This window comes from Chryseobacterium sp. CBTAP 102 (assembly GCF_003201365.1).
Classification (GTDB): Bacteria; Bacteroidota; Bacteroidia; order Flavobacteriales; family Weeksellaceae; genus Chryseobacterium; species Chryseobacterium candidae.
On record NZ_QICX01000001.1, the window covers coordinates 421,042 to 443,649 of the forward strand.

The 22,608-nt window shown below is 35.4% G+C and carries 26 protein-coding genes and 1 pseudogene; 11 read left to right on the plus strand and 16 right to left on the minus strand.

Annotated elements, in window-relative coordinates; translation table 11 throughout:
• The first annotated feature begins 419 nt into the window (after window positions 1–419).
• Entirely contained in the window at window positions 420–923 is a 504-nt protein-coding gene (locus tag C8D70_RS01890) for a hypothetical protein (RefSeq protein WP_110366216.1), read from the plus strand.
• Window positions 924–1,105: 182 nt separating this feature from the next.
• Here C8D70_RS01890 and C8D70_RS01895 read toward each other — a convergent pair whose 3' ends face one another.
• Window positions 1,106–2,134 carry a threonine aldolase family protein gene (locus C8D70_RS01895; protein WP_110366376.1) on the minus strand — a complete coding sequence of 343 codons (1,029 nt, stop codon included), beginning with the start codon at window positions 2,132–2,134 and terminating at the stop codon, window positions 1,106–1,108.
• An 85-nt stretch (window positions 2,135–2,219) separates the two neighbouring features.
• Here C8D70_RS01895 and C8D70_RS01900 point away from each other — a divergent pair, with 85 nt between their 5' ends.
• The gene (locus C8D70_RS01900; RefSeq protein WP_076594667.1) at window positions 2,220–2,873 is read left to right on the plus strand and encodes a metal-dependent transcriptional regulator; all 654 of its coding nucleotides are present in this window, start codon (window positions 2,220–2,222) and stop codon (window positions 2,871–2,873) included.
• Between the two features lie 362 nt (window positions 2,874–3,235).
• Window positions 3,236–3,964, plus strand: a complete 729-nt coding sequence (blaIND, locus tag C8D70_RS01905) for an IND family subclass B1 metallo-beta-lactamase (protein WP_110366217.1) — start codon at window positions 3,236–3,238, stop codon at window positions 3,962–3,964.
• Window positions 3,965–4,016: 52 nt separating this feature from the next.
• Here the strand turns inward: blaIND and C8D70_RS01910 are convergent, their stop codons facing one another.
• The 4 genes from C8D70_RS01910 to C8D70_RS01925 form a co-directional block, all read right to left on the minus strand.
• Window positions 4,017–5,192, minus strand: coding sequence for an aminotransferase class V-fold PLP-dependent enzyme (locus tag C8D70_RS01910; RefSeq protein WP_110366218.1), 1,176 nt, complete (start codon window positions 5,190–5,192; stop codon window positions 4,017–4,019).
• 87 nt (window positions 5,193–5,279) lie between these two features.
• Window positions 5,280–6,419 (minus strand): hypothetical protein, encoded by a 1,140-nt coding sequence (locus tag C8D70_RS01915; RefSeq protein WP_076594664.1) that lies wholly within the window; start codon window positions 6,417–6,419, stop codon window positions 5,280–5,282.
• Between the two features lie 25 nt (window positions 6,420–6,444).
• On the minus strand, window positions 6,445–7,347 hold the full coding sequence (locus tag C8D70_RS01920) for a TssN family type VI secretion system protein (RefSeq protein WP_110366219.1): 903 nt from the start codon (window positions 7,345–7,347) through the stop codon (window positions 6,445–6,447).
• A 54-nt stretch (window positions 7,348–7,401) separates the two neighbouring features.
• A complete protein-coding gene (locus C8D70_RS01925) occupies window positions 7,402–8,343 on the minus strand; it encodes a type VI secretion system baseplate subunit TssG (RefSeq protein WP_076594662.1) in 942 nt (313 codons plus the stop codon).
• Window positions 8,344–8,778: 435 nt separating this feature from the next.
• On the opposite strand from C8D70_RS01925, the gene C8D70_RS01930 reads away from it, so the two are divergent.
• The 5 genes from C8D70_RS01930 (at window position 8,779) to C8D70_RS01950 (ending at window position 13,257) form a co-directional block, all read left to right on the plus strand.
• Window positions 8,779–9,570 (plus strand): S1/P1 nuclease, encoded by a 792-nt coding sequence (locus C8D70_RS01930; RefSeq protein ID WP_110366220.1) that lies wholly within the window; start codon window positions 8,779–8,781, stop codon window positions 9,568–9,570.
• A gap of 343 nt (window positions 9,571–9,913) precedes the next feature.
• Window positions 9,914–10,780, plus strand: coding sequence for an RNA polymerase sigma factor RpoD/SigA (locus C8D70_RS01935; RefSeq protein WP_002979276.1), 867 nt, complete (start codon window positions 9,914–9,916; stop codon window positions 10,778–10,780).
• 184 nt (window positions 10,781–10,964) lie between these two features.
• Entirely contained in the window at window positions 10,965–11,570 is a 606-nt protein-coding gene (locus tag C8D70_RS01940) for a hypothetical protein (RefSeq protein WP_110366221.1), read from the plus strand.
• 13 nt (window positions 11,571–11,583) lie between these two features.
• Window positions 11,584–12,084, plus strand: coding sequence for a GNAT family N-acetyltransferase (locus C8D70_RS01945; protein WP_110366222.1), 501 nt, complete (start codon window positions 11,584–11,586; stop codon window positions 12,082–12,084).
• Between the two features lie 54 nt (window positions 12,085–12,138).
• A complete protein-coding gene (locus C8D70_RS01950) occupies window positions 12,139–13,257 on the plus strand; it encodes an FAD-dependent monooxygenase (RefSeq protein ID WP_110366223.1) in 1,119 nt (372 codons plus the stop codon).
• A 221-nt stretch (window positions 13,258–13,478) separates the two neighbouring features.
• Here C8D70_RS01950 and C8D70_RS01955 read toward each other — a convergent pair whose 3' ends face one another.
• Both C8D70_RS01955 and C8D70_RS01960 read right to left on the minus strand, forming a co-directional pair.
• The gene (locus C8D70_RS01955) at window positions 13,479–14,363 is read right to left on the minus strand and encodes a dihydrodipicolinate synthase family protein (RefSeq protein ID WP_110366224.1); all 885 of its coding nucleotides are present in this window, start codon (window positions 14,361–14,363) and stop codon (window positions 13,479–13,481) included.
• 124 nt (window positions 14,364–14,487) lie between these two features.
• Complete coding sequence (locus C8D70_RS01960) at window positions 14,488–14,943, minus strand: cupin domain-containing protein (RefSeq protein ID WP_076594656.1); 456 nt, start codon at window positions 14,941–14,943, stop codon at window positions 14,488–14,490.
• 102 nt (window positions 14,944–15,045) lie between these two features.
• Here C8D70_RS01960 and C8D70_RS01965 point away from each other — a divergent pair, with 102 nt between their 5' ends.
• Window positions 15,046–16,476, plus strand: a complete 1,431-nt coding sequence (locus C8D70_RS01965) for a PLP-dependent aminotransferase family protein (protein ID WP_110366377.1) — start codon at window positions 15,046–15,048, stop codon at window positions 16,474–16,476.
• Between the two features lie 127 nt (window positions 16,477–16,603).
• On the opposite strand, the gene C8D70_RS01970 is transcribed toward C8D70_RS01965, so the two are convergent.
• On the minus strand, window positions 16,604–17,740 hold the full coding sequence (locus C8D70_RS01970; RefSeq protein ID WP_110366225.1) for an Atu1372/SO_1960 family protein: 1,137 nt from the start codon (window positions 17,738–17,740) through the stop codon (window positions 16,604–16,606).
• 116 nt (window positions 17,741–17,856) lie between these two features.
• On the opposite strand from C8D70_RS01970, the gene C8D70_RS01975 reads away from it, so the two are divergent.
• On the plus strand, window positions 17,857–18,645 hold the full coding sequence (locus tag C8D70_RS01975) for an AraC family transcriptional regulator (protein ID WP_228407956.1): 789 nt from the start codon (window positions 17,857–17,859) through the stop codon (window positions 18,643–18,645).
• A 34-nt stretch (window positions 18,646–18,679) separates the two neighbouring features.
• On the opposite strand, the gene C8D70_RS01980 is transcribed toward C8D70_RS01975, so the two are convergent.
• From C8D70_RS01980 to C8D70_RS01995, 4 genes are all read right to left on the minus strand, one after another.
• Window positions 18,680–19,180 (minus strand): CinA family protein, encoded by a 501-nt coding sequence (locus C8D70_RS01980; RefSeq protein ID WP_110366227.1) that lies wholly within the window; start codon window positions 19,178–19,180, stop codon window positions 18,680–18,682.
• Between the two features lie 168 nt (window positions 19,181–19,348).
• Complete coding sequence (locus tag C8D70_RS01985) at window positions 19,349–19,729, minus strand: hypothetical protein (RefSeq protein WP_076594652.1); 381 nt, start codon at window positions 19,727–19,729, stop codon at window positions 19,349–19,351.
• Between the two features lie 15 nt (window positions 19,730–19,744).
• Window positions 19,745–20,062, minus strand: a complete 318-nt coding sequence (locus C8D70_RS01990; RefSeq protein ID WP_110366228.1) for a hypothetical protein — start codon at window positions 20,060–20,062, stop codon at window positions 19,745–19,747.
• A 49-nt stretch (window positions 20,063–20,111) separates the two neighbouring features.
• On the minus strand, window positions 20,112–20,318 hold the full coding sequence (locus tag C8D70_RS01995; RefSeq protein WP_110366229.1) for a hypothetical protein: 207 nt from the start codon (window positions 20,316–20,318) through the stop codon (window positions 20,112–20,114).
• A 157-nt stretch (window positions 20,319–20,475) separates the two neighbouring features.
• Here C8D70_RS01995 and C8D70_RS02000 point away from each other — a divergent pair.
• Window positions 20,476–20,775, plus strand: a pseudogene (locus tag C8D70_RS02000) (helix-turn-helix domain-containing protein); the annotation flags it as partial.
• 34 nt (window positions 20,776–20,809) lie between these two features.
• On the opposite strand, the gene C8D70_RS02005 reads toward C8D70_RS02000, so the two are convergent.
• The 4 genes from C8D70_RS02005 to C8D70_RS02020 form a co-directional block, all read right to left on the minus strand.
• Window positions 20,810–21,310 carry a CinA family protein gene (locus C8D70_RS02005; protein WP_110366227.1) on the minus strand — a complete coding sequence of 167 codons (501 nt, stop codon included), beginning with the start codon at window positions 21,308–21,310 and terminating at the stop codon, window positions 20,810–20,812.
• Window positions 21,311–21,478: 168 nt separating this feature from the next.
• Window positions 21,479–21,859, minus strand: a complete 381-nt coding sequence (locus C8D70_RS02010; protein WP_076594652.1) for a hypothetical protein — start codon at window positions 21,857–21,859, stop codon at window positions 21,479–21,481.
• 15 nt (window positions 21,860–21,874) lie between these two features.
• On the minus strand, window positions 21,875–22,192 hold the full coding sequence (locus C8D70_RS02015; RefSeq protein WP_110366228.1) for a hypothetical protein: 318 nt from the start codon (window positions 22,190–22,192) through the stop codon (window positions 21,875–21,877).
• A gap of 49 nt (window positions 22,193–22,241) precedes the next feature.
• Complete coding sequence (locus C8D70_RS02020; RefSeq protein ID WP_110366229.1) at window positions 22,242–22,448, minus strand: hypothetical protein; 207 nt, start codon at window positions 22,446–22,448, stop codon at window positions 22,242–22,244.
• Window positions 22,449–22,608 lie beyond the last annotated feature (160 nt).

Genomic DNA, 22,608 nt, shown 5'->3' on the forward strand with positions numbered 1-22,608 from the left:
GACAGTTTTAAGAGCATTAAAATAGTATTTCATTATGAGCAATATTTTTAAACATTGTTGTCCAATTAGATTAAAGTATAATTAACAGGTCGCTCCTCCGGAGCTTTATTATTACGGAGACTTCATTTTTTCTATTAACAGTAGATCCCGATGGGATCAAATTCAGCTCTAATAAGAACTAACTGTTAATAGAACGTATTTGCTTTAAAATTATAGCTCCAGAGGAGCGACCTGTTAATTCATGCCGTAAGTATTAATAATTTCAATGTATTTTTTCAATTAATATTTTTCATTAAAATTCATTTTCTGAAATATTAATTTTCATCATAAAATCATTATCTCTTCATATCCTATTTTTAATATACAAATACTATTATTATTTTAGCAGAATAGAAATTTGATTTTTAACAATTAAGGATATGAAAAAATTAATCTTATTGGGCGCTGTATCAGCTTTTTTAATCAACTGTAATAAGAAAACTGAAGCACCGGCTCCCAAAGTAGAAGCAGATACCATTGCCGTGGAAGAACCTGTAATAGATACTCTTGGACCAAAATCGTTCTGTTATATCGGGGTTACAGGAAAAGACAGTGTTTTTGCTTCTATTGATGACAATTTAGGAACAATCACCGGAAAATTATCTTATAAAAACAGTGAAAAAGACAGTTCAAAAGGAGATATAACGGGTTTCAAATCCGGAGATACCCTGAAATTAACGTATGAATTTACTTCTGAAGGTAAAAAGAGCAAAAGAGATATCTACTTTCTTCAAAAGGATAATGTTTTAACAGAAGGTATTGGCGATCATAAAGAAGAAGACGGACAATCCAAATATGCTGACGAGAAAAAAATCAGTTATAAAGACGGGCAGAAGCTAAGCCCTGCAGATTGTAAGGCCGTAAGCGAAGCTCTGAAAAAATAATCCATTATAAAACAAAAAAGAGGCTGTCTCAAAAGTCCACTAGGACTTTTGTCATTCTGACGAAGGAAGAATCTCAATCATAAACAACCAGATGAGATTCTTCACTACATTCCAGAACTTTGTTCGCAGACTTTCAGTCTGTGTTCAGAATGACACTTTGGAGACAGCCTTTTAATTTTATATTAATTCTGTTTAATTATTTCAATAAAACGGTTCACAGCTTCATTTCCTGTGCTCCATGAAGTAATAAGACGAATAGCTGAAAAATTTTCATCTATTTTTTTCCAGACATAGAATTCAAAATTTTCAGACAATACCTCAATAAGATCGTTATTTAAAATAGGAAAAATCTGGTTGGTATAGGTATCGGAAAGAAAAGCTGTTCCTTTTTCCTGCAGAGCTTTTTTAATTTTCATCGCCTGCTGATTGGCATGTTGTGCCAGCTCAAAATACAGATTGTCTTTCATGAGTTCCATAAACTGAATTCCCAACAGTCTTCCTTTTGCCAATAACGCTCCTTTTTGTTTGATATTAAAAGCAAAATCTTCCTGCAGCACAGGATTATTTATCACAATTGCCTCTCCTATCAAAGCTCCGTTTTTAGTTCCTCCAAGATAGAAAACATCGGTAAGAGCAGCTACTTTTTCAAGGGTGAGATCACTGATCTCTGCTGTCAGTCCATGCCCCAGCCTTGCTCCATCCATAAACAGGTATAATTTATTTTCCTTACAAAATGCGGAGAGTTCTTCCAGTTCTTTTGCCTGGTAAATTGTTCCCAGCTCTGTAGAGTTCGAGATATACACCAGTTTAGGCATCACCTGATGTGGCACATTACTGTGTCCTTCTAAAATAGGAACAATATCTGAAGGTTTTATTTTTCCATCTGCCGTTTCAATGCTCAGTACTTTATGGCCTGTAGCTTCAATAGCTCCTGTTTCATTATTCAGGATATGCCCGGGAGCAGCAGATATTACACACTGATAAGGTTTTAGAATGGCAGAAATAACAATTAAGTTAGCCTGCGTTCCACCAGAAACTAAAAAAACTTCCGAATCCGGACTGTTGATCTTTTCTTTAATTAATGCTTTCGCTTTTAATGAATACTCATCTTCTCCATAGCCAGCCTGCTGTACAAGATTATGCTGTGAAAGGGCCTGTAAAATATTAGGATGGCAGCCTTCAGAATAATCGTTTTTGAATGAAAATTTCATAGAGTAAAAGTAAAAAAAGTTAAAATAACAAGAGCCAACTTTCCATTTTATTTTGTTAGATTTGTAGTGAAAATCATCTAACATTTTGAAAACAACCCTAACAGAAGAGAATTACCTGAAAGCTTTGTTTCATTTAGTTGACAATGAAGGAAAGGTTACGATTAATGAGCTCAGCAAATTTTTGAATGTAAAAATGCCGAGTGTTAATAATATGATGAAGAAATTTGCAGAAAAAAAGTGGGTTATTTATGAAACCTATAAACCCTTAATCGTTACAGAAAATGGAAGACGTGAAGCAGCCCTGGTCGTTCGTAAACACCGACTTACGGAAATGTTTTTGGTTAAAAAAATGAATTTCGGCTGGGAAAACGTCCATGAGATTGCAGAGCAGCTTGAGCATGTGCATTCGCAGATCTTCTTTGATAAAATGGACGAAATCCTGGATCATCCTAAATTTGATCCTCACGGAGAACCTATTCCCGATAAAGATGGTAATATCATTGCCCAGGATTTACAAAAATTAAGCAGTTGTGAACCGGGAGAAAATGTAACTTTTGCTTCTGTTACCCTTTCTGATGATGCTTTCCTGACGTATCTGAACGACAGAAAATTGCTGCTCAATACAAAAGTGAAAATTGTAAAAATAGAAAGTTTTGATAAATCCATGACGATAGAAATTGAGGGCAAAACAGAAATTCTAAGCAAAAAAGCTACTGAGAAAATACTGGTTAAGAAATAAACCATTACCACTTAAAAATAAACCGAACAGATTTGCATTAAAAAAAATCAGGTTTTTCAAAAATTTAAACAATTAAGAATCGTAAGGAGAAAAGTATAGTTAAGGTTAATCATTCTGATTTTAAGCTTACAGCAAAATTTTACTTAATGCTCTATCCCAAATAGACCTAACAGGTTTTAAAAACCTGTTAGGTCTGACATTCATATAAATCTACTTTTACTCTATTCCTCAAACTGTTAAAAAACGGTTAAACTCTTCTTCTCTAAATACCCGAAAATTTATTTTTACCTAGGTTTGCAAAACTTTCTACAGGCTTTGTCTTTCCGACAAATACCCAACCTTTAATTATTACTCAAAAAATTATGAAGAAAAGCATTCCGTTTTTTATTATTTCGATGTTACTAAGTCCATTTGCAAATGCTCAGACTACTCAGGTAAGAGATTTCGTGATTGAACCTCAGATTAAACCCAACTTTTATATTTATAAAACTTTTGGTGTATTTGGAGGTAAAGAATATTCTACCAATGCCGTTTATCTGGTAACCAAAAAAGGAGTTGTTTTGTTTGATGTTCCATGGCAGAAAACCCAATATCAAAGTTTGCTGGATACTATTCAGAAACGCCATAGCCTTCCTGTTATTGCTGTATTTGCAACGCATTCACATGATGACAGAGCCGGAGATTTAAGCTTTTATAATAACAAAGGAATCAAAACCTACGCTACAGCGAAAACCAATGAGCTTTTGAAGAAAGACGGAAAAGCAACTTCCACTGAACTTATTAAAACAGGAAAACTTTACCGTATTGGTGGTGAAAAATTTGTGGTAGACTTTCTTGGTGAAGGACATACTGCTGATAATGTAGTGGTTTGGTTTCCAAAATATAAAATACTGGATGGAGGATGTCTTGTCAAGAGCAAAGCTGCCGTTGATCTTGGCTACACAGGAGAAGCCAACGTTGCCCAATGGCCGCAAACCATGACAAAGCTGAAAACCAAATATTCACAGGCAACTTTGATTATTCCGGGACACGATGAATGGAAAGGAGGCGGACATGTGGAACATACGCTTGATCTTCTGAACAAAAAATAAAATTGAAGCGCCCTGGCGGATGCCAGGACGCTTCAAATTTAAAACCGTCATTTTAATGGTTGATATTTTCTAAAAGTTGTGATACTCTTTCAATTTCTTCCATCGTATTAAAATAATGAGGGGATAAACGGATCGCATGATCTACATTTTTAGAGGTAAAATCAATGAGTGCATCTTCTCTGCGGTTTTCCTTGAAAAATACATTGTTATCACTCAAAGCCTTATGAATTTTTTCAACCTTTCCATCTGCCTGGCAAAAAGTTACAATACTGCTTAACCTATTTCCCTGATCCAACACTCTGAAACCGTAGTTCTGCAGATTGATTCTTAAGGTATCTGCTAACTTGCGGTTGTAGATCTCTATTTGATCCATTCCAATGGCATTGGCATAGCGCAAAGCTTCTGCAAATCCAGCTAAAGCAGCATAAGGTCTTTCAAAAAGTTCAAATCTTTTAGCAGTATCATTGAGCTGAAAATCATCAAATGCTGTCCATTGAGCACCAAAACTATCTAAAAACAGAGGATACATTTTCTTGTTTAATACTTTATCTGAAACATACAAAAATCCAGTTCCTCTTGGTCCACGTATAAATTTCCTCCCGGTTGCCGTGAGAAAATCACAATGGATTTTTTCAACATCCACCACAATCTGTCCTACAGACTGGCAAGCATCCACAAGATACAGAACATCATATTGTTTACACAACTTCCCCACTCCTTCTATATTCTGGATTAAACCAGAATTAGTAGGAATGTGAGTAACAGCAATTAATTTTGGGTTATACTTTTTGATCAGATTTTCAAAGGCCTCAAGATCTAATTCATGGTCAGGAAGATTGTCCACTCTGATGATTTCAATATGATATCTTTTCTGCAAAGAAATAAAAGCAATCTGATTGGATATATAATCATCATTGGTGGTAATGATACAATCTCCTTCTCTAAAATCAATACTGGATAAAGCTTTTGCATATCCATCTGTAGAACTGCTTACAAATGCAATATGGGAAGGCTTTGTATTAATCAATTTTGCCGTCTCTTCATAAAACTGATTGATGATACCCGGGTTTTGCACCGCTGCTGCATACCCTCCCAATTCCTGTTCTTCATATAAAAACTTAATGGTTGTCTCCACAACAGATTTGGGCATTAATGAAGCCCCTGCACTGTTTAAAAATATCTTACCCGAACATCCCGGAGTATCCTGTCTTATAACTTCTAAATTCATTTTTATTGATCCTTACAGCAAATTTACTTTTAATTTTTCCTAAAAACGTCTATAAAAAATCCCGAATTTTCATCCGGGATTCAATTTCTAATCTAAAACACTCCAACCTCTTTTTGGGTTTGTGTTCGTGGAAACTTCCTGCTCATTAACGATGATATTTTCTTTTCTCTGCCCGATATAATCAAGCTCGCTTAGTTTAGAGAAAATAATTTCAAGGCTTCTCAACATCTGTTGGATATAAAGCAAAGGTTCACCACAATTGTGGTGGTCATAATTCGTTTCTGCTACAATAGAAAGCTGGTTAAGTAAAGTATGAGGAGCAATCTCACTCCATTCCAGACTGTAGTTCAGCATTTCCTCCAATTCTGCAGGAACAAGAAGCTGGGTTGAATTGTATAAATGAAGTGCCAGTCTTGCAAAAGACTCAATTAAAAATACAGGCGGCTGCCATGGCGTAATATTTCTGAACTGGAAATACATATCGCCGAAAGTATTTACCATGGTAGTACACAAAAACTTAACGTTTTGTGCCAACGCTGTATTCTGGTTTTTGTGCGATGCTTTCTGAATGATTTTAAAAGCATACTGCTGAAGGTTTCCGATAGACTTCGCATAGCTGCTGTAATAGTCTACCAAAGCCGGATGACTCTGTACGGAAGTACAAGGCGGAATAAAGTTGGAATCTACCTGAGCAATATTTCCTTTTAAATCTACCTTACCGATGATAAGATAATTTCCTCCTGAATAGCTGCTGTTCAAAGACGTTACAGGAAGCAGTTCAATATGATGGTTCGGCTGTGCACTTGGGTGACGCGGCGGAATTTCCTCAGGATCAATATCTCCGAAAGGTACTTTATCAAAGGGATTTACAGAGATCAGAATATAATATTCTCCATCTGCCTGGTCTTCATTCATTGATTTCGCTAATGATTTCACGCTGATTCTTCTGTCCGTCAGCTCAATACGGTATCCTGCCATTGTCACAGCGCTGCAACGCTTGATTACCAGCTGTACATCATTGGTTGCCGTGTTGTGAACATCAAAAATGGTACGGTCTGTAAATTCATTGGAAATAGGCAGAAGTCCGTAGTTATATGTAGTAATCCCAAGGGAATTGGAATCTCTGATAGTATCAATTAAGAAATTATCCTGATCATTAAGGTGTCTCTGGGAAACTTTCATCCCATCCACCCAATTGATGGCAAAATGTTTAATAGGCTGTATCATGTTTAATACTTTTTAATTTTTGTGTTTATGATTTTCTTGTGACTCCCTCCTCTTCATGCTGAATAACTCTCTTACAAATCACCACTTCATTTTCAGAAATGCTGTTTGTGGTAATGTCATGGTCGAAATCTATATATTTTCTAAAACTGAAAAAAGATTTTTTAGTGTAAAAGATCCAGTAGTAAGGCTCATTTCCTTCGTCTGAAAGATGAATTATTGAACCCGGATTTTTGTGATTGTAATCATCCACTACTCTGTAGAACCAATCTCCGAACGTAACTCCTGTAGGAAGTGTTTTCGCTTTAATTCTGAAACGGTTGGTATCTTCTAATTTTTTGCTTAACTCAACATTCAGGACCATTAACCTGTCAAAATCTGCACCTTCAAAATCTGGAAGTTTCTGCTCCGGAGAATATCTCCATGTTTTATAAATATCAAAAGGGATACTGATAAACTGAATATAACAGTAATAAAATACCATTGGAACCACAAAAATCACCATACTTGTTGCAGCCATCACAGCGTATCCTGTGCCTTTGCTCATCCAGTTGAAGATCAGTGTGAAAAGATATCCGCCCAAGGCTATACAAGTCAATGAAAGGATAGATTCAAACAGAATACTCATTGCAAAAGAATCGATGTGCTTTTTGAAATATTTATGCAACAGATTCACATGAATAATCCCCAAAATAAGGTAGATCACCTGCGCAATAAGATACCAATACGGATTAAAAAGGTTTCCCGCAAATCCAAAAAAACCCGGAATAGCCAGGCATAAGCTGCAAAGGAGTACGTATATAATAATTACTTTAATTTTTATCGCAGGTTTATTTCTCCTGATTACACCGAGTATAACCATCATAATAATTGCGATTAAAGGCATTAAGATATACCTTAAAAAAATACCTTTTACTGAAGAAATTTCCATTTGTTTCTTTTCGAATTTATACTTTGTTGGTAACTGTAAATATAATAAAATAATTTAGAGGAATGTAGAGTATCCAAGGCGGCTGGCATTTCTTTCATCGTCCTCAAGACTGAATGAATATTCCTCTTTTTCTGTGACAAAATTCTCTTCCACATCCACTGTTACGGGAAGAAAATAGTCATAAAGAGCCTGAAGTACATTTCTAAACGGACTTCCGGGAATAAACTTCTTCATATCCTCATAAGGAATAGGACCAATATTCACCACCCAGTTTCGCTGCCCGTCCATATGAGGTCCGCTTGGAATATAGGTAACTCCCAATCTTGAATTCCCCAGTAACATGGAATCATCATTTTTCTCAATTCCATCAATAATATTAGGTGAAAAACTTACCTGTACCGGTATCTGCAGAAAAGCAGTCATGCATCTTTCAAACCATCTCTTGTCTCCCCTGATCTGATGGAAAAACGGCAGAATATGCATGAAAATATAAGCACTCTGCTCGTCCAGCATTTTGATCATAGGCCAAAGCTCACTTATGGTTTCCAGCAAAGAATCCGTATTACTGGTGATATCAAATTCTGATTCTTTAAGCAAAGCACTGATTTCTGTAAAAAATACTTCCAGCTCAAAAGGACGGAAAAACCTGCGGGCATCATCTTCTACCCTTTTCTGCTTCCGGATCTCCCTTACCACAGTATCTACATTCTTTCTGGAAGCCCCCAGGGACGGCGGATGAAATAACCCTTCCGGAAGATAGTCGTAAATGCCTTCTCTGTAACTCTGTATAGTAAAGACTTCCTCATCAAATCCCAAATAACTGCTTGAAATACTTTTAATATCTTTCAGGTAAGCACGGTCATTCACCCCCACACGCTCAATGAAGATATTGCTTACCGCACGATGGTATTTCAATAGGTTTACAGCCACAGCTTCAGCCTTAAAATCTGTCTGCAGTTTATTGTAATGCATATCTACAATATTATTCTCATACATAGTGTTTCCTCTGATTATGACTTGTAAAGATAATATATCTCATAAGTTTGAAAAAATATTTTTACAACAATTTTATTTTAAAAATAATAATTAGTTGACATTAATAGTAATAATTTTCTACAAATTCCGTGAAAATACGGTAAATGGAAAATTTACTTGCTTTTTAGGATTTAAAATTAAGTATTCAGAACCAATTGTTTAGGATTCAAGGTTTAAAGTAAGTTTGTAATTATGGTTTTATTTTAGATTTTATATAGGATATAAAAAGTTTTCTGCCTTTATCTTCAGTACTTTCTAATCTATTAAAAACTAAGATGATTATGCTTTTATGTAAATTAAATTTTATTAATATCATCTTATGGAATAAATTCAGGATTATGTATGCTCATTCCGAAAGCGGGCCGTATCTTTGCAGACTGAAAATTGTTATTTAAAATGAAAAGTATTTATTCTAAAATTCTGATTTTAGCATTCATGGCCTCTTCACTTTATTCTTATGCGTGGGGATTAACGGGACACAGAGTGATTGCAGACATTGCAGAAAACCACCTTTCCCGCAAAGCGAGAAGAGAGATTAAAAAGATCATGGGGAAAGAGCGTCTGGCTTACTGGGCAAACTGGCCGGATTTTATCAAATCTGACACAACAGGTGCATGGAAGCAGGCTTCATCATGGCATTATGTAAACATTGATCCGATGACTGATTTTAAAGCTTTTGAACAAAACTTAAAAGCACAGGCAGGACCAAGCCTTTATACTCAGGTAAACACATTATCCAGCCAGATCAAAGACAAAAACACTTCTGAAAAAGACAGAAAAATTGCTTTAATCTTCCTCATTCACATTATGGGAGACCTTGCACAGCCACTTCACGTAGGAAGGGCTGAAGATTTGGGCGGAAACAAAATCAATGTTACGTATTTCGGGGAAAAAACCAATTTACACTCTGTTTGGGATGGAAAGTTAGTAGATTCTCAAAAATACAGCTACACTGAATATTCCAAGCTTTTAGATATCAAATCTAAAGAAGAAGTAGCACAGGTTCAATCCGGAACACTGGAAGACTGGCTGTATGATTCTCATAAAATTGCCAATAAGATCTATGCACAGACTCCAAACGATTCTAAATTGTCTTACGACTATCAGTACAAGTTTAATGAAACGATGGAAAGACAGCTTCTTTACGGAGGATTAAGACTGGCGAAAGTATTGAATGAGCTTTTCTAAGCAAGGATTTCGAGTTACAAGTTGCGGGTTGTTTAATCCAATATAATGTAAAATATAACTCTTAAATATAAAAACGGGACTTCGGTTTCGTTTTTTTTTGTTTAAGGTTTAAGGAAATTATAAAGTTTGTAAATGAATTTACCTCTTTTAGAATTTATATTTATTTTTTTAAATTATAAACCAAAACACACAACAATTTAGTTATCAGTGATTTAACCTATTATTAAAAAAATCATTAATACATTTTATAATATACATTGTACAAAAAATATTGAACCTTGTGTAACCTTTATACCTTTTCATACGTATATATTATAGTAACTCTTTTTTGAGGAAAAAATAAATGAGACAATTAAAAATCACTAAGCAGGTTACCAACAGGGAAACTGCTTCATTAGACAAGTATTTGCAGGAAATTGGTAAAGTGGAACTGATTACTGCGGACGAGGAAGTAGAATTGGCACAAAGGATACGTGCAGGTGACAGAGCCGCACTTGAGAAATTAATCAAAGCCAACCTTCGTTTCGTAGTATCTGTATCTAAGCAATACCAAAATCAAGGTCTTTCTTTACCCGATTTGATTAATGAAGGTAACTTAGGATTAATGAAAGCAGCAAAAAGGTACGATGAAACTAGAGGTTTCAAATTTATCTCTTATGCAGTATGGTGGATCCGTCAATCAATCCTACAGGCATTGGCTGAACAGTCAAGAATTGTAAGATTACCATTGAACAAGATTGGATCTATCAACAAAATCAATAAAGCATACGCTCACCTTGAGCAGGAAAATGAAAGACCGCCTTCTCCGGAAGAATTGGCTGAAGTTCTTGACATGAGCGAGGAAGATATCAAAGAATCTATGAAAAACTCCGGAAGACACCTGTCTATGGATGCTCCTTTAGTGGAAGGTGAAGATTCTAATCTTTATGATGTATTACGTTCAGGAGAATCTCCAAGTCCTGATAAAGATCTGATGCTTGAATCTCTGCAAATCGAGATTGAAAGAGCATTGAATACTTTAACGCCAAGAGAGGCTGATTTGGTAAGATTATACTTCGGACTGAACGGAAAACACCCAATGACTTTAGAAGAAATTGGTGAAACTTTCGATCTTACAAGAGAGAGAGTTCGTCAGATCAAAGAAAAAGCAATTAAGAGACTAAAACACAATACCAGAAGCAAGATCCTTAAATCTTACCTGGGTAAATAATTTTAGCGTAAAAAACTTTATAGGCGGAGTCTGTTTTCAGGCTCCGTTTTTTATGGATGTAACATTTTTCAACGTTTGTTCAACTAATTAAAATCATATCCTTTATCAGTTGTGTTAGAATTGAAATGATTAATTTTAGCTGCTTTGGATATGATGCTGATTTTCAATCCAAACAAAACATACTATGAAAAAAATATTTTTCGGCTCTGTTCTGATACTTTCTTTACTTTCCTGCAAAGAAAATAACCGCCAGGCTCCTACCGTAGAAAATGCAGTTGACAATGCTGAATCCTCAGTTTCAGAAACTATTAAAAAAAATACCAGATACTCCTCACGTGAAGGAAACCTTGTTCATGAAATCTATCAGGAGCTTGTAAAAAACGACAAAACTTTACAGGATCTTGACAAAAGAATAACGGTTATTAATCAGGAAACTGAGGATGCAATTACCGAGTATGATGATGTTATTCAAAAATCAGAAACATACTATAATGATGCAACGGCATTATCCAATTCGGTAACCGATTCTGTTACAAAGAAACAAATTGAAAAAGAGATAAAGGCCAGCTCTGAAAAATATGATATAAAAACACAGACTATACGGGACCTCATCGCCAAAATAAAAGCAAACAGAGCAGCAGTTCATGATCAATACCTTGTATTCAAAATCAGAAAGACACTTCCTGAAATTGAAAAGTACCAGAATGCGCATCCTCTGAAAACAGATCATCTCAATCAAGTTATCAATAAGCAGAATAAATTGCTGGCAGAACTGAAAAATTTTAAATAAAAACCATCACCTCATGAAATATACAACCCAATGGCTTACCGATAAAAACCGCGTGAAAGAGCTTGTAGACTTTTTTATTACCCACAAAACAGATGCTTATATTTCTCACGGCGAAATGATGTCCGGAAGAGCGATAGACTCACACCACTGGAATCCTGATCTTGAGCTGATTCTGACAGAACAGCTGATCACCGATTTTAATTCCGATGGCAGTTCCAAAGTTAATATTCTGATTGCTGAAAACGAAAACGGGCAAATTGTCGGTATGATGGTTTTTAATGTGATCAACAGTCCTTTTAAAAAATATGCCATTCTGGAGGATATGCTTTTAGACCAGTCTGTGAGAGGCCAGTCTCTTGGAAGTAAACTTCTGGAGGAAGCGATTCACGAATCTAAAAACTGGAATATCAGTTTTATTTTACTGGAAAGCGGAGTCAGCAATCATGGAGCTCATAATTTTTTCAGCAAGTATGGTTTTAAAAAAGTATCGGAAAGTTATATTTTAAGTTTATAAGTTAAGCAATTAGAATCTTTCGCAATGTTGTGACATCCTACTAAAAAAGTATACATGAACAATATTTCAATCATAGGAGCCGGAATCGGGGGACTTACCCTCGGAAATGTTCTGAAACAACATCAGTATGATTTTACGATCTATGAATCCACTCCTGAAATAAAGCCTGTAGGAGCCGGAATTATGATGGCGGTCAATGCGATGCAGGTTTTCAATCACTTAGGTTTGAAAGAAAAGATTGAGAATGCAGGAAATAAAATCCACCGGATTGTTATTGCCAATGAATCTTTGCAGACCATCTCAAAAACAGAAATCCTTGAACTGGAAACACACTATAATTCCTGCAATGTTGCTATTCACCGGGCCGAACTTCAAAAGATTTTGGCGGAAAGCCTTCCTTCTGGCTGTCTCCAATTAAATCATTCACTGCAAACAATAAGAAAAGAGGAAAACTATATTTTACACTTTGAAAACGGAAATCAGATTGAAAGTAAAATCGTTTTTGGAGCAAACGGTATCAAATCCCCTATCCGTAATCAGATCTTAAAAACCGGTATCATACGGAGTTCCGGTCAAAAATGCTGGCGTGGCCTGGTAGATTTTGATCTGCCTGAAAAACATCATCAGGAAGCTTTTGAAATGTGGGGCAAAGGAAAGCGTTTCGGATTTGTAAAAATTTCTAAAAAAAAGGTTTACTGGTATGCCTGCATCAATGAAAACAGCTTCAGCCTAGATGCATCACTTGCAGATATTTTTAAAGATTTTGATTCCCTGGTTTTACAACTTATTGAAGCTACTGAAAGCGAAAATATCATTTGTAATATCATTTCTGACCTCTCACCTATTCCTAAATGGTATACTGAAAACTTATGTCTTACCGGAGATGCAGCCCACGCTACCACTCCCAATATGGGACAAGGTGCCTGCCAGGCTATTGAGGATGCTTATATTATCGGAAAACTGCTGGAAAAAAATCAGGATTTCAATGCTGTTTTTGAAGCGTTTCAAAATATCAGAAGAAAAAAGGTGGATTATATCGTCAATACAAGCCGTACCATAGGAAAGATTTCGCAATGGGAAAAAGGAAATTCATTCCGTAATTTTCTGATGGGTTTAATTCCGGAAAGCATGAATCTGAAAATGGCAAAAAGAATTATAGAGCTGGAAATGTAGGAAATTCAATGGAATTAAATTAAAATTCAAAAAAATATATTTGACAGATTACTAATCTCAAAAATTAACAGAATGAAAAAAATCTTTTATGTATTTGGAGGGATGATGAATATCTGGATAAAAAATAATACCCATAAAAAAAACAGAATTCTCAAAATAAAGAGCATAAAAAAGACTGTCCTTTTCAGACAGCCTCTTTTTTACAAGATTATAAGATTGTACTAATTGATAAGGATTTTCATAATATTTTTTAATTCTTCAGTTTCTTTTTCATGTAAAGGTTTCAAAGGACTTCTCAAATTCCCGCCATCTTCACCCAAAATATTAAGACCTGATTTCACAGCTCTCGGCAATCCTTTGTTCACAATAAATTTTAAAAGATCAAACTGCTGGTAGAAAATTCTTTTTGCTTTCTCAAGATCACCTTGTTCCACCGCATGATAAAGACTGATATTCAGTTCCGGAATAAGATTGGGAGCTGCAGTACACCATCCTCTTGCTCCCGCAGAAAAAGCCGCCAGAGCCAAAGGATTGGAGCCGTTGTAGAATGCAACATCTTCCCCCAGTTCTCTTCTCAGATAATACATCCTCTGAATATCTCCCGTACTTTCTTTAATCATGGTTACATTAGGAATTTCCAACAGCCTTTTCAGCAAAGCCGGAGACATGTCTACTCCACTTGTTGCCGGATTATTGTACGCCATAATCGGGATAGATATTTTACGTGCTACAGCATCATAATGCGTTACAATTTCGTCGTCAGTAAGCTTCCAGTAGCTCATCGGAATAATCATCACCGCATCTGCTCCAGCTTTTTCTGCGAACTGAGCATGGTGAATTGTTTTTTCTGTTGTAAGATTGGAAACCCCTACCAACGTAGGAATTCTGCCTTTTACCTGCTGTAAAGCAGCTTCTGTAACTTCTTCCTTTTCTTCGTCAGATAAATAAGGCATTACCCCTGTACTTCCCAATGGAGCAATACCGTGGCTTCCGGAAGTGATCAGTCTTTCTACCAGGTGTTTAAAAAGAGGAATGTCTACTTTTTCATTTTTGTCAAAAGGTGTAATGGGATAAGCAATAATCCCTTTAAATGGAACATTTTTCATGTTTTGCTGATTTAAAAATTGAAAATAATTGTAAACCATTAAGAAGGCGTAAGTAATTAAGAATAGTAAGTTTCGCCTTGAAAGGAAATCATATCCAGTATCTTAATGGTTTAAATCTCTGCGATTAAAGGTCTCTGCCTTCTTCTTCTCTTAAAGCGACACCTAAGTTCTGCAGCTGAGGGGCATTTTCGCAGGCAATATATTTGGCAGGTTCTGTATCGCTCAAATTCTGATGTTTGTGCCAGGCCCATGAAGGAATGTATACGGCATCTCCTGCTTCCCAATATACTCTTTCATCTTCTACTTCTGTCCAGCCTTTTCCTTCAATCACAAATAATACAGTCTCATAAGTATGACGGTGTCTGTTGGTTTGCTGTCCGGGAATCAGTCCTCCAATCGTCATGCTCACATTCTTACTCGGAAGATCTACAAAGAAAACCGGATGTTTTCTTTCTGTTGAAAACTGATTGTGTTCTCCTGCATTTTCTACATTTTTGTGGATCAGATGGCTTGGCTTTACATACTTTGGTCTTGCAAAAGTTTCGTGAAAGTCTTTAGAACTGAATTGTTTTTTGTTCATGATTTTTTAAATTATTAGGGTTTTGTGCTTTATTGCATGACAAAATTATTCTATATTTGGACTGTTTAAATGATTCAGTTTTTATATAAACAGATAGTCCAGATGCTACGCCCTTGGAAATTAGAATTAGAAATTGATAAGAAGCTTGAAAAAGCAGTTTATCTACAGATTGCAGACACCATCATTACAGATATCCGATCAGGAAGGTTAAAAGCCGGCGATGCACTTCCCGGAAGCCGAAATCTTGCACAGAATTTGAAAATCAACAGAAATACTGTTGTAGAAGCCTATCAGGTGCTGATCAACGAAGAATGGGTAATTTCGAGAGAAAGAAAAGGTATTTTCGTATCAGAAAAGCTCCCTGTCTTACATGAAAAAAATCCAGAAGAATTGTATGATTCCCCTAATCGACGGGTAATTCCTAATGGGATTTTAATCAATTTCGATGATGGCCATCCCGACAGTAAAATTGCACCTGTGACAGAACTGGCAAGAGCTTACAGGCAAATATTCAGCATCAAAGCAAAGTGGCAGATGATGGGATATGGAGATGAACATGGCGACATAGAATTCAGAAAAATGATTTCGCAAATGCTTAATCATCAGCGCGGAATGCATATTCATGAAAATGAAATTTCCATTACCCGGGGCAGTCAGATGGGAATGTTTCTGACTGCTCAGAGTCTTTTAAGTCCCGGTGACATTGTTATCGTAGAAGATCCTGGCTATCAGCCTGCCTGGCAAGCGTTTCAGTATGCGGGAGCACAACTTTTGTCCGTGCCTGTAGATCAGGAAGGAATAAGTATTGAGATTATTGAAAAACTTGTAAAACAGCATCAGAATATAAAAGCAATTTACATTACTCCCCACAGGCAATACCCTACTACAGTTACTCTAAGCCTTTCAAGAAGATTAAAACTGATTGAGCTTTCAAACCAATATAATATGACCATCATTGAAGATGATTATGATAATGAGTTTCACTTCGGATATCGTCCTATTCTTCCGGTTTCAAGTTTTCCTGAGCTGAACAATTATGTATATATCGGGACTTTAAGCAAAGTGGTAGCACCTGCTTTAAGGATCGGTTATCTGGCTACTAAAAATCAGGAATTATTAAAAAAAATTGGTGATCTTAGAAAGATTATTGATGTACATGGAGATGTCATTATGGAACACGCGGTTCTTCAGCTCATTAAAGAAGGTTCCATAAAAAAGCATATCAGAAAAGCAACCGTTCATTATAAGAACAAAAGAGATTTTGTTTTTGAATTGTTGAAGAAGCACATGAAAGATATTGCCGATTTTACTTTGCCCGAAGGTGGTCTGGCTTTTTGGATTGTTCCTAAAATACAATTGGACTGGGATGTGACAACTGCTTTATTATTGGAAAAAAACATTAAAATTATTCATCCTAAACAATACAGCCTAAATAATATAAATGGGTTCAGATTGAGTTATGGAGCACTTTCTGAAGAACAGCTGGAACAGAGTATTCCCTTGATTGCTGAAGTTTTTTCTACATTTTTCTAATATTTTTCAATCATAATGGTCTCAGATTTACACAGGAATTTAGTTCAAGCCGACAATAGTTTAGGATTTATAGCCTTACCATCTGAGTATATCTGAGACACCTGTATTGTAATTTAAAAAAAACAGCTTACTCTACTTCAAAAACAGCCTGAATTTCTACAGAAGAACCCACAGGAATAGAAGATGCCCCCAAAGTAGCTCTGGCATGTTTTCCTTTTTCCCCGAAGACTTCAACAGCAAGGTCGGAAGCAACGTTCATCAGATCTGCATGTTTTGTATAATCATCTTTGGTATTAAAGATTCCTGTAAGCTGAACACATTGTTTTACTCTGCTTAAATCTCCTCCCACCGCTTCATTTAATACTGAAATTACGTTCAGCATGGTTACTTTTGTAGCGTCTTTTACCTGCTGCTCATTTACTTCAACACCTAATTTTCCCGGATTGAAAATTTTCCCGTCTTTCAGGGCAACCTGATTGATAAATACCAGATTTCCGGAACGGACAAACGGCTGATAATTCCCTGCAGGTTTTGGAACCTGTGGAAGTGTAATATTTTTCTGCTTCAATATTTCATTGAAATTTGGGTGATGTTCAGCAATAGCAACAGTTTTTTTCAGGCGGGTATCTTTTAGTGCCAATGCTACTTTCGCAAAGTTTTTCCCCTGAAGCTCAGCAATATTTCTTTCTCCTTTAGTAGGTCTTTCAACATCTTTTAAAGAAGCCATGCTTGTAACTCCTAAAACGGTATTTCCCTGTGGAATAGCTTTATTAAGTTCTTCAGTTCCACGAATTCCATTAGAAACCAATATCATACCATGTACCGCAAGGCTGTTCCAGAATGCCTGAAGCGCAAGTTCTTTTCCTGCTCCACTTCCGGCAGACATGAAGACAGTGGCAGGAACTCCTTCCAAAGCATTATTAGTCCACAACTGAACGGTTTTCGATAAAAATTCACTCATCCCCGTACTGATATTCCCGAAATAAACCGGCGAACCAAAAGCAATTCCATCATAAGATGTGAGTTCATCTACTGTTGCTACAGGAAGATTTTTCAGGGTTGGATTCTGTGAGGCTTTGACTAATTTGATATAAGGAACTGCATTATTTTCGCTTTCCATTCCTTTGGCTATTTCTTTAGCCAGTTCGTAAGTTCCGCCATTGTCTGAATGGATAAGAACCAATATTTTAGCTTTATTTTGTGCCATGATGTTGTTGGTATTAGATAATAAAATTAAAATAAAAAAAAGACATAATTTTTTCATTCTGAATAAGATATAGATTATATTTTGAATTAATCATGTAGTTATTACATTGATAATACAAAATTACTACTGTCGTTTTTATTAAATTTGCCAAAATATACATACAAAACGACAACATGAAATGTGGCCTGATTGAAAAAACGGAAAGCCAGTTTGTAGATTCAATAGAAAAAGAAGCTTATGTGTGGTGCGAAAAAAACTGGAAACATGATGATTATGAGCATAGGCATACCCGTGCCCAGCTTACATTTGTGGAAGAAGGTTATCAGTATTTTCATATTGACAGGAAAATTTATCTTGTCCCACAGCATCATGTCATCTGGATTCCCTCAGGAAAAGCCCATAAAATTACCTCAGAGGCACAAACCGTTAATCTGATGGTATTTCTTTTCAAATCTGTTTTTGAAGATGAATTTTATCAGAATGTTCAGGTATTTGCTGTTCCGCCTGTTTTGAAAGAAATGCTTTTGTATGCCTCAAAATGGAACCAGTCTCTTGATGAAAATGAAGAGCAGGATATCTTTTTTAAAGCTATTTTAAAGAGCCTTCCCAATTTCTGCAAGGAAAGCAGCGGCCTGGAAATTCCTGTACCTGCTGATACAAGACTGATTCCTGTATGCAATGATATCAATTCTAATTTTAAATATAATCTGGATATTGATTCTTTAGCAGAAAAAGCACAAATGTCTGTGAGAAGTCTCCAGAGAATTTTTAAAAATGAAACAGGAATTACCTTACAAAAATACCTTCAGTTGACCAGAGTTTTAAAAAGTATTGAGCTAATAGATACCCAACAATATACTTTGAGTGAAGTAGCGTATAAGGTGGGTTACCAAAGTCTGTCTGCATTTACAACATCATATTTTGCAATTATGCAGACAAAGCCAAAGGTGAATAAAAATTAAAGTTTTTGTATACACTATCATTTAACTCCAATGTCTATTTTAGAATTAGCATCCTGTTGAGTTCACTTTTAAAACATCCAAGAATAAATTCTGTATAGTATAGCTGAGCATTTAAAGCCTGAGTCTTAGGATGCAGCTCTAATTTTTTGGTAAGAATTATTTCTCCTTTATAGGAAAACGAAAAATAGGCGAAAACCTTATATCCAGAATTAATAACTGGGGTGCAATAACCCGTTGTAGAAATGGACCAGTCGGATTCAAAATGTTTTGCCACACTGAGAGCCATAGCCTGAGAAATTGCTTCCCCCGCTCCGTCATGATCATCGGGTCCGGGTCTGTTTACCTTAAGAAGTCTCACTTTTTCAGTCAACGTATAAGTTGTCATTCCACCTTTGTAGAATAAAAGGGCATCCGACATCTGTGAGAAAGCAAGCTGCAGACAACCGGAAGTAACACTTTCCGCAATTGAAACAGATTCGTCAGCGGCTACCAGAAACTGACTTATATAATTGAGAAGATTCTGTTGAAATTCCATAATATTTTATTTTGTGAGGTTCATTTAAAACGATTATAAAAGAGACCAGAAAGCTGCTGAACAAATGAATACAGCAGCTTTCATGATTAAGTATTGTAAATGGTGTGAAAGGTCTTTTTTAAGATCTGATTACAATTCAAAGGCATTTTCAATAAGACTGCTCAAAACCTAATCTGTTTTGTTGTTCTCAAGAATATCAAGAAATCTACTGATATATTCTTCCTCTTTCAAAACCTTGTAATAAGCTGTTTTTGCATATAAAGTGAAAGAAGGTGATTCAAACCTTACTTCAGTTTCTCTCTCATCAGTAAACGATGTATTCTTGGAATGAAATTCACGGATATGAAGAATATACTCTTCAATGCATGCATTTATTGTTCCTTTAAGGATATCACACGTTGCATTATTTTTGATCTTCTCCAAAGAATTGATCAGAAAGGCCGTCACTCCGTATGAATTGATTATAGGTGGAAACAGAGACTCATTCTCTATCATATTATTTTTATCATTCAACCCGGAATCCCGTAAGGTGTCGTTCTCAAATATCATATTCAGACAATGGTATTAGTTATGGGAAGCTTTCAAATACTGCTCGAAATAATGGAGGTCATTTTTATCTTTAATAGACAGGTAAAACATGATTTGTTCCGGTTCTTTCAGTCCAATGCTGGTGAAGCTGTCAAAATGAGCAATGAGTGCTTGTATATTTTCAATATCAATATCTTTCAGGATGATGAACAAAAGAAAAATATTTTCTTCAATTTCTTTAGCATAAACAGCTGCTCCATCTTCAAAACAGTCTCCTTTATGAATTATTTTTATAAATTCTTTGTGTTTCAGGCTATGTATTATTTTCTGAGAGTTCATATTTATTGATTTCATGGTTAAAATAAGCCTGTGATAAGCAAACTATAAAATATACTGTACCCTTTTAATCTCTACGCTTATCATCAAAACCGGTAGTATCTGCCAGCTTGCCATCTTCATTCTCATGATTATAAATACTTTTTAAAGCACTCACAAAAAATGGGTGAAGCAAAGTTTTTTCTGTGTCATGTTCTATTATTAATCCATCGTCTCCTTCCTGCTTTTCTATTGTGGAATTCGTATTGCCGGATTTTTTGATTTCACACGCCATAATATGATTTTATAATATTGATTATTACAGATCGTTACTGGACACTAAACAGCAATTTCAAAAAATGAATATTTTATATTCATCTTAATTAATATCTCAGGAATGGTATTGAAAACTGTTGCATCAAATGTACATAAGAATAACTCACTTTTTTATGATGATTCCTGTATGCAATGATATCAATTCTAATTTTAAATATAATCTGGATATTGATTCTTTAGCAGAAAAAGCACAAATGTCTGTGAGAAGTCTCCAGAGAATTTTTAAAAATGAAACAGGAATTACCTTACAAAAATACCTTCAGTTGACCAGAGTTTTAAAAAGTATTGAGCTAATAGATACCCAACAATATACTTTGAGTGAAGTAGCGTATAAGGTGGGTTACCAAAGTCTGTCTGCATTTACAACATCATATTTTGCAATTATGCAGACAAAGCCAAAGGTGAATAAAAATTAAAGTTTTTGTATACACTATCATTTAACTCCAATGTCTATTTTAGAATTAGCATCCTGTTGAGTTCACTTTTAAAACATCCAAGAATAAATTCTGTATAGTATAGCTGAGCATTTAAAGCCTGAGTCTTAGGATGCAGCTCTAATTTTTTGGTAAGAATTATTTCTCCTTTATAGGAAAACGAAAAATAGGCGAAAACCTTATATCCAGAATTAATAACTGGGGTGCAATAACCCGTTGTAGAAATGGACCAGTCGGATTCAAAATGTTTTGCCACACTGAGAGCCATAGCCTGAGAAATTGCTTCCCCCGCTCCGTCATGATCATCGGGTCCGGGTCTGTTTACCTTAAGAAGTCTCACTTTTTCAGTCAACGTATAAGTTGTCATTCCACCTTTGTAGAATAAAAGGGCATCCGACATCTGTGAGAAAGCAAGCTGCAGACAACCGGAAGTAACACTTTCCGCAATTGAAACAGATTCGTCAGCGGCTACCAGAAACTGACTTATATAATTGAGAAGATTCTGTTGAAATTCCATAATATTTTATTTTGTGAGGTTCATTTAAAACGATTATAAAAGAGACCAGAAAGCTGCTGAACAAATGAATACAGCAGCTTTCATGATTAAGTATTGTAAATGGTGTGAAAGGTCTTTTTTAAGATCTGATTACAATTCAAAGGCATTTTCAATAAGACTGCTCAAAACCTAATCTGTTTTGTTGTTCTCAAGAATATCAAGAAATCTACTGATATATTCTTCCTCTTTCAAAACCTTGTAATAAGCTGTTTTTGCATATAAAGTGAAAGAAGGTGATTCAAACCTTACTTCAGTTTCTCTCTCATCAGTAAACGATGTATTCTTGGAATGAAATTCACGGATATGAAGAATATACTCTTCAATGCATGCATTTATTGTTCCTTTAAGGATATCACACGTTGCATTATTTTTGATCTTCTCCAAAGAATTGATCAGAAAGGCCGTCACTCCGTATGAATTGATTATAGGTGGAAACAGAGACTCATTCTCTATCATATTATTTTTATCATTCAACCCGGAATCCCGTAAGGTGTCGTTCTCAAATATCATATTCAGACAATGGTATTAGTTATGGGAAGCTTTCAAATACTGCTCGAAATAATGGAGGTCATTTTTATCTTTAATAGACAGGTAAAACATGATTTGTTCCGGTTCTTTCAGTCCAATGCTGGTGAAGCTGTCAAAATGAGCAATGAGTGCTTGTATATTTTCAATATCAATATCTTTCAGGATGATGAACAAAAGAAAAATATTTTCTTCAATTTCTTTAGCATAAACAGCTGCTCCATCTTCAAAACAGTCTCCTTTATGAATTATTTTTATAAATTCTTTGTGTTTCAGGCTATGTATTATTTTCTGAGAGTTCATATTTATTGATTTCATGGTTAAAATAAGCCTGTGATAAGCAAACTATAAAATATACTGTACCCTTTTAATCTCTACGCTTATCATCAAAACCGGTAGTATCTGCCAGCTTGCCATCTTCATTCTCATGATTATAAATACTTTTTAAAGCACTCACAAAAAATGGGTGAAGCAAAGTTTTTTCTGTGTCATGTTCTATTATTAATCCATCGTCTCCTTCCTGCTTTTCTATTGTGGAATTCGTATTGCCGGATTTTTTGATTTCACACGCCATAATATGATTTTATAATATTGATTATTACAGATCGTTACTGGACACTAAACAGCAATTTCAAAAAATGAATATTTTATATTCATCTTAATTAATATCTCAGGAATGGTATTGAAAACTGTTGCATCAAATGTACATAAGAATAACTCACTTTTTTATGATT

Excerpts from the sequence above, each read along its gene's own strand:
- blaIND (WP_110366217.1), top strand. The coding sequence starts at position 3,236 with ATGAAGAAAAGCATTCCGTTTTTTATTATTTCGATGTTACTAAGTCCA.
- C8D70_RS02005 (WP_110366227.1), bottom strand. The coding sequence starts at position 21,310 with ATGGAATTTCAACAGAATCTTCTCAATTATATAAGTCAGTTTCTGGTA.
- C8D70_RS02010 (WP_076594652.1), bottom strand. The coding sequence starts at position 21,859 with ATGATATTTGAGAACGACACCTTACGGGATTCCGGGTTGAATGATAAA.
- C8D70_RS01935 (WP_002979276.1), top strand. The coding sequence starts at position 9,914 with ATGAGACAATTAAAAATCACTAAGCAGGTTACCAACAGGGAAACTGCT.
- C8D70_RS01925 (WP_076594662.1), bottom strand. The coding sequence starts at position 8,343 with ATGTATGAGAATAATATTGTAGATATGCATTACAATAAACTGCAGACA.
- C8D70_RS01995 (WP_110366229.1), bottom strand. The coding sequence starts at position 20,318 with ATGGCGTGTGAAATCAAAAAATCCGGCAATACGAATTCCACAATAGAA.
- C8D70_RS01945 (WP_110366222.1), top strand. The coding sequence starts at position 11,584 with ATGAAATATACAACCCAATGGCTTACCGATAAAAACCGCGTGAAAGAG.
- C8D70_RS01930 (WP_110366220.1), top strand. The coding sequence starts at position 8,779 with ATGAAAAGTATTTATTCTAAAATTCTGATTTTAGCATTCATGGCCTCT.
- C8D70_RS01955 (WP_110366224.1), bottom strand. The coding sequence starts at position 14,363 with ATGAAAAATGTTCCATTTAAAGGGATTATTGCTTATCCCATTACACCT.
- C8D70_RS01890 (WP_110366216.1), top strand. The coding sequence starts at position 420 with ATGAAAAAATTAATCTTATTGGGCGCTGTATCAGCTTTTTTAATCAAC.
- C8D70_RS01960 (WP_076594656.1), bottom strand. The coding sequence starts at position 14,943 with ATGAACAAAAAACAATTCAGTTCTAAAGACTTTCACGAAACTTTTGCA.
- C8D70_RS01975 (WP_228407956.1), top strand. The coding sequence starts at position 17,857 with ATGAAATGTGGCCTGATTGAAAAAACGGAAAGCCAGTTTGTAGATTCA.
- C8D70_RS01915 (WP_076594664.1), bottom strand. The coding sequence starts at position 6,419 with ATGATACAGCCTATTAAACATTTTGCCATCAATTGGGTGGATGGGATG.
- C8D70_RS01980 (WP_110366227.1), bottom strand. The coding sequence starts at position 19,180 with ATGGAATTTCAACAGAATCTTCTCAATTATATAAGTCAGTTTCTGGTA.
- C8D70_RS02015 (WP_110366228.1), bottom strand. The coding sequence starts at position 22,192 with ATGAAATCAATAAATATGAACTCTCAGAAAATAATACATAGCCTGAAA.
- C8D70_RS01920 (WP_110366219.1), bottom strand. The coding sequence starts at position 7,347 with ATGGAAATTTCTTCAGTAAAAGGTATTTTTTTAAGGTATATCTTAATG.
- C8D70_RS02020 (WP_110366229.1), bottom strand. The coding sequence starts at position 22,448 with ATGGCGTGTGAAATCAAAAAATCCGGCAATACGAATTCCACAATAGAA.
- C8D70_RS01895 (WP_110366376.1), bottom strand. The coding sequence starts at position 2,134 with ATGAAATTTTCATTCAAAAACGATTATTCTGAAGGCTGCCATCCTAAT.
- C8D70_RS01985 (WP_076594652.1), bottom strand. The coding sequence starts at position 19,729 with ATGATATTTGAGAACGACACCTTACGGGATTCCGGGTTGAATGATAAA.
- C8D70_RS01940 (WP_110366221.1), top strand. The coding sequence starts at position 10,965 with ATGAAAAAAATATTTTTCGGCTCTGTTCTGATACTTTCTTTACTTTCC.
- C8D70_RS01970 (WP_110366225.1), bottom strand. The coding sequence starts at position 17,740 with ATGAAAAAATTATGTCTTTTTTTTATTTTAATTTTATTATCTAATACC.
- C8D70_RS01910 (WP_110366218.1), bottom strand. The coding sequence starts at position 5,192 with ATGAATTTAGAAGTTATAAGACAGGATACTCCGGGATGTTCGGGTAAG.
- C8D70_RS01950 (WP_110366223.1), top strand. The coding sequence starts at position 12,139 with ATGAACAATATTTCAATCATAGGAGCCGGAATCGGGGGACTTACCCTC.
- C8D70_RS01965 (WP_110366377.1), top strand. The coding sequence starts at position 15,046 with ATGCTACGCCCTTGGAAATTAGAATTAGAAATTGATAAGAAGCTTGAA.
- C8D70_RS01990 (WP_110366228.1), bottom strand. The coding sequence starts at position 20,062 with ATGAAATCAATAAATATGAACTCTCAGAAAATAATACATAGCCTGAAA.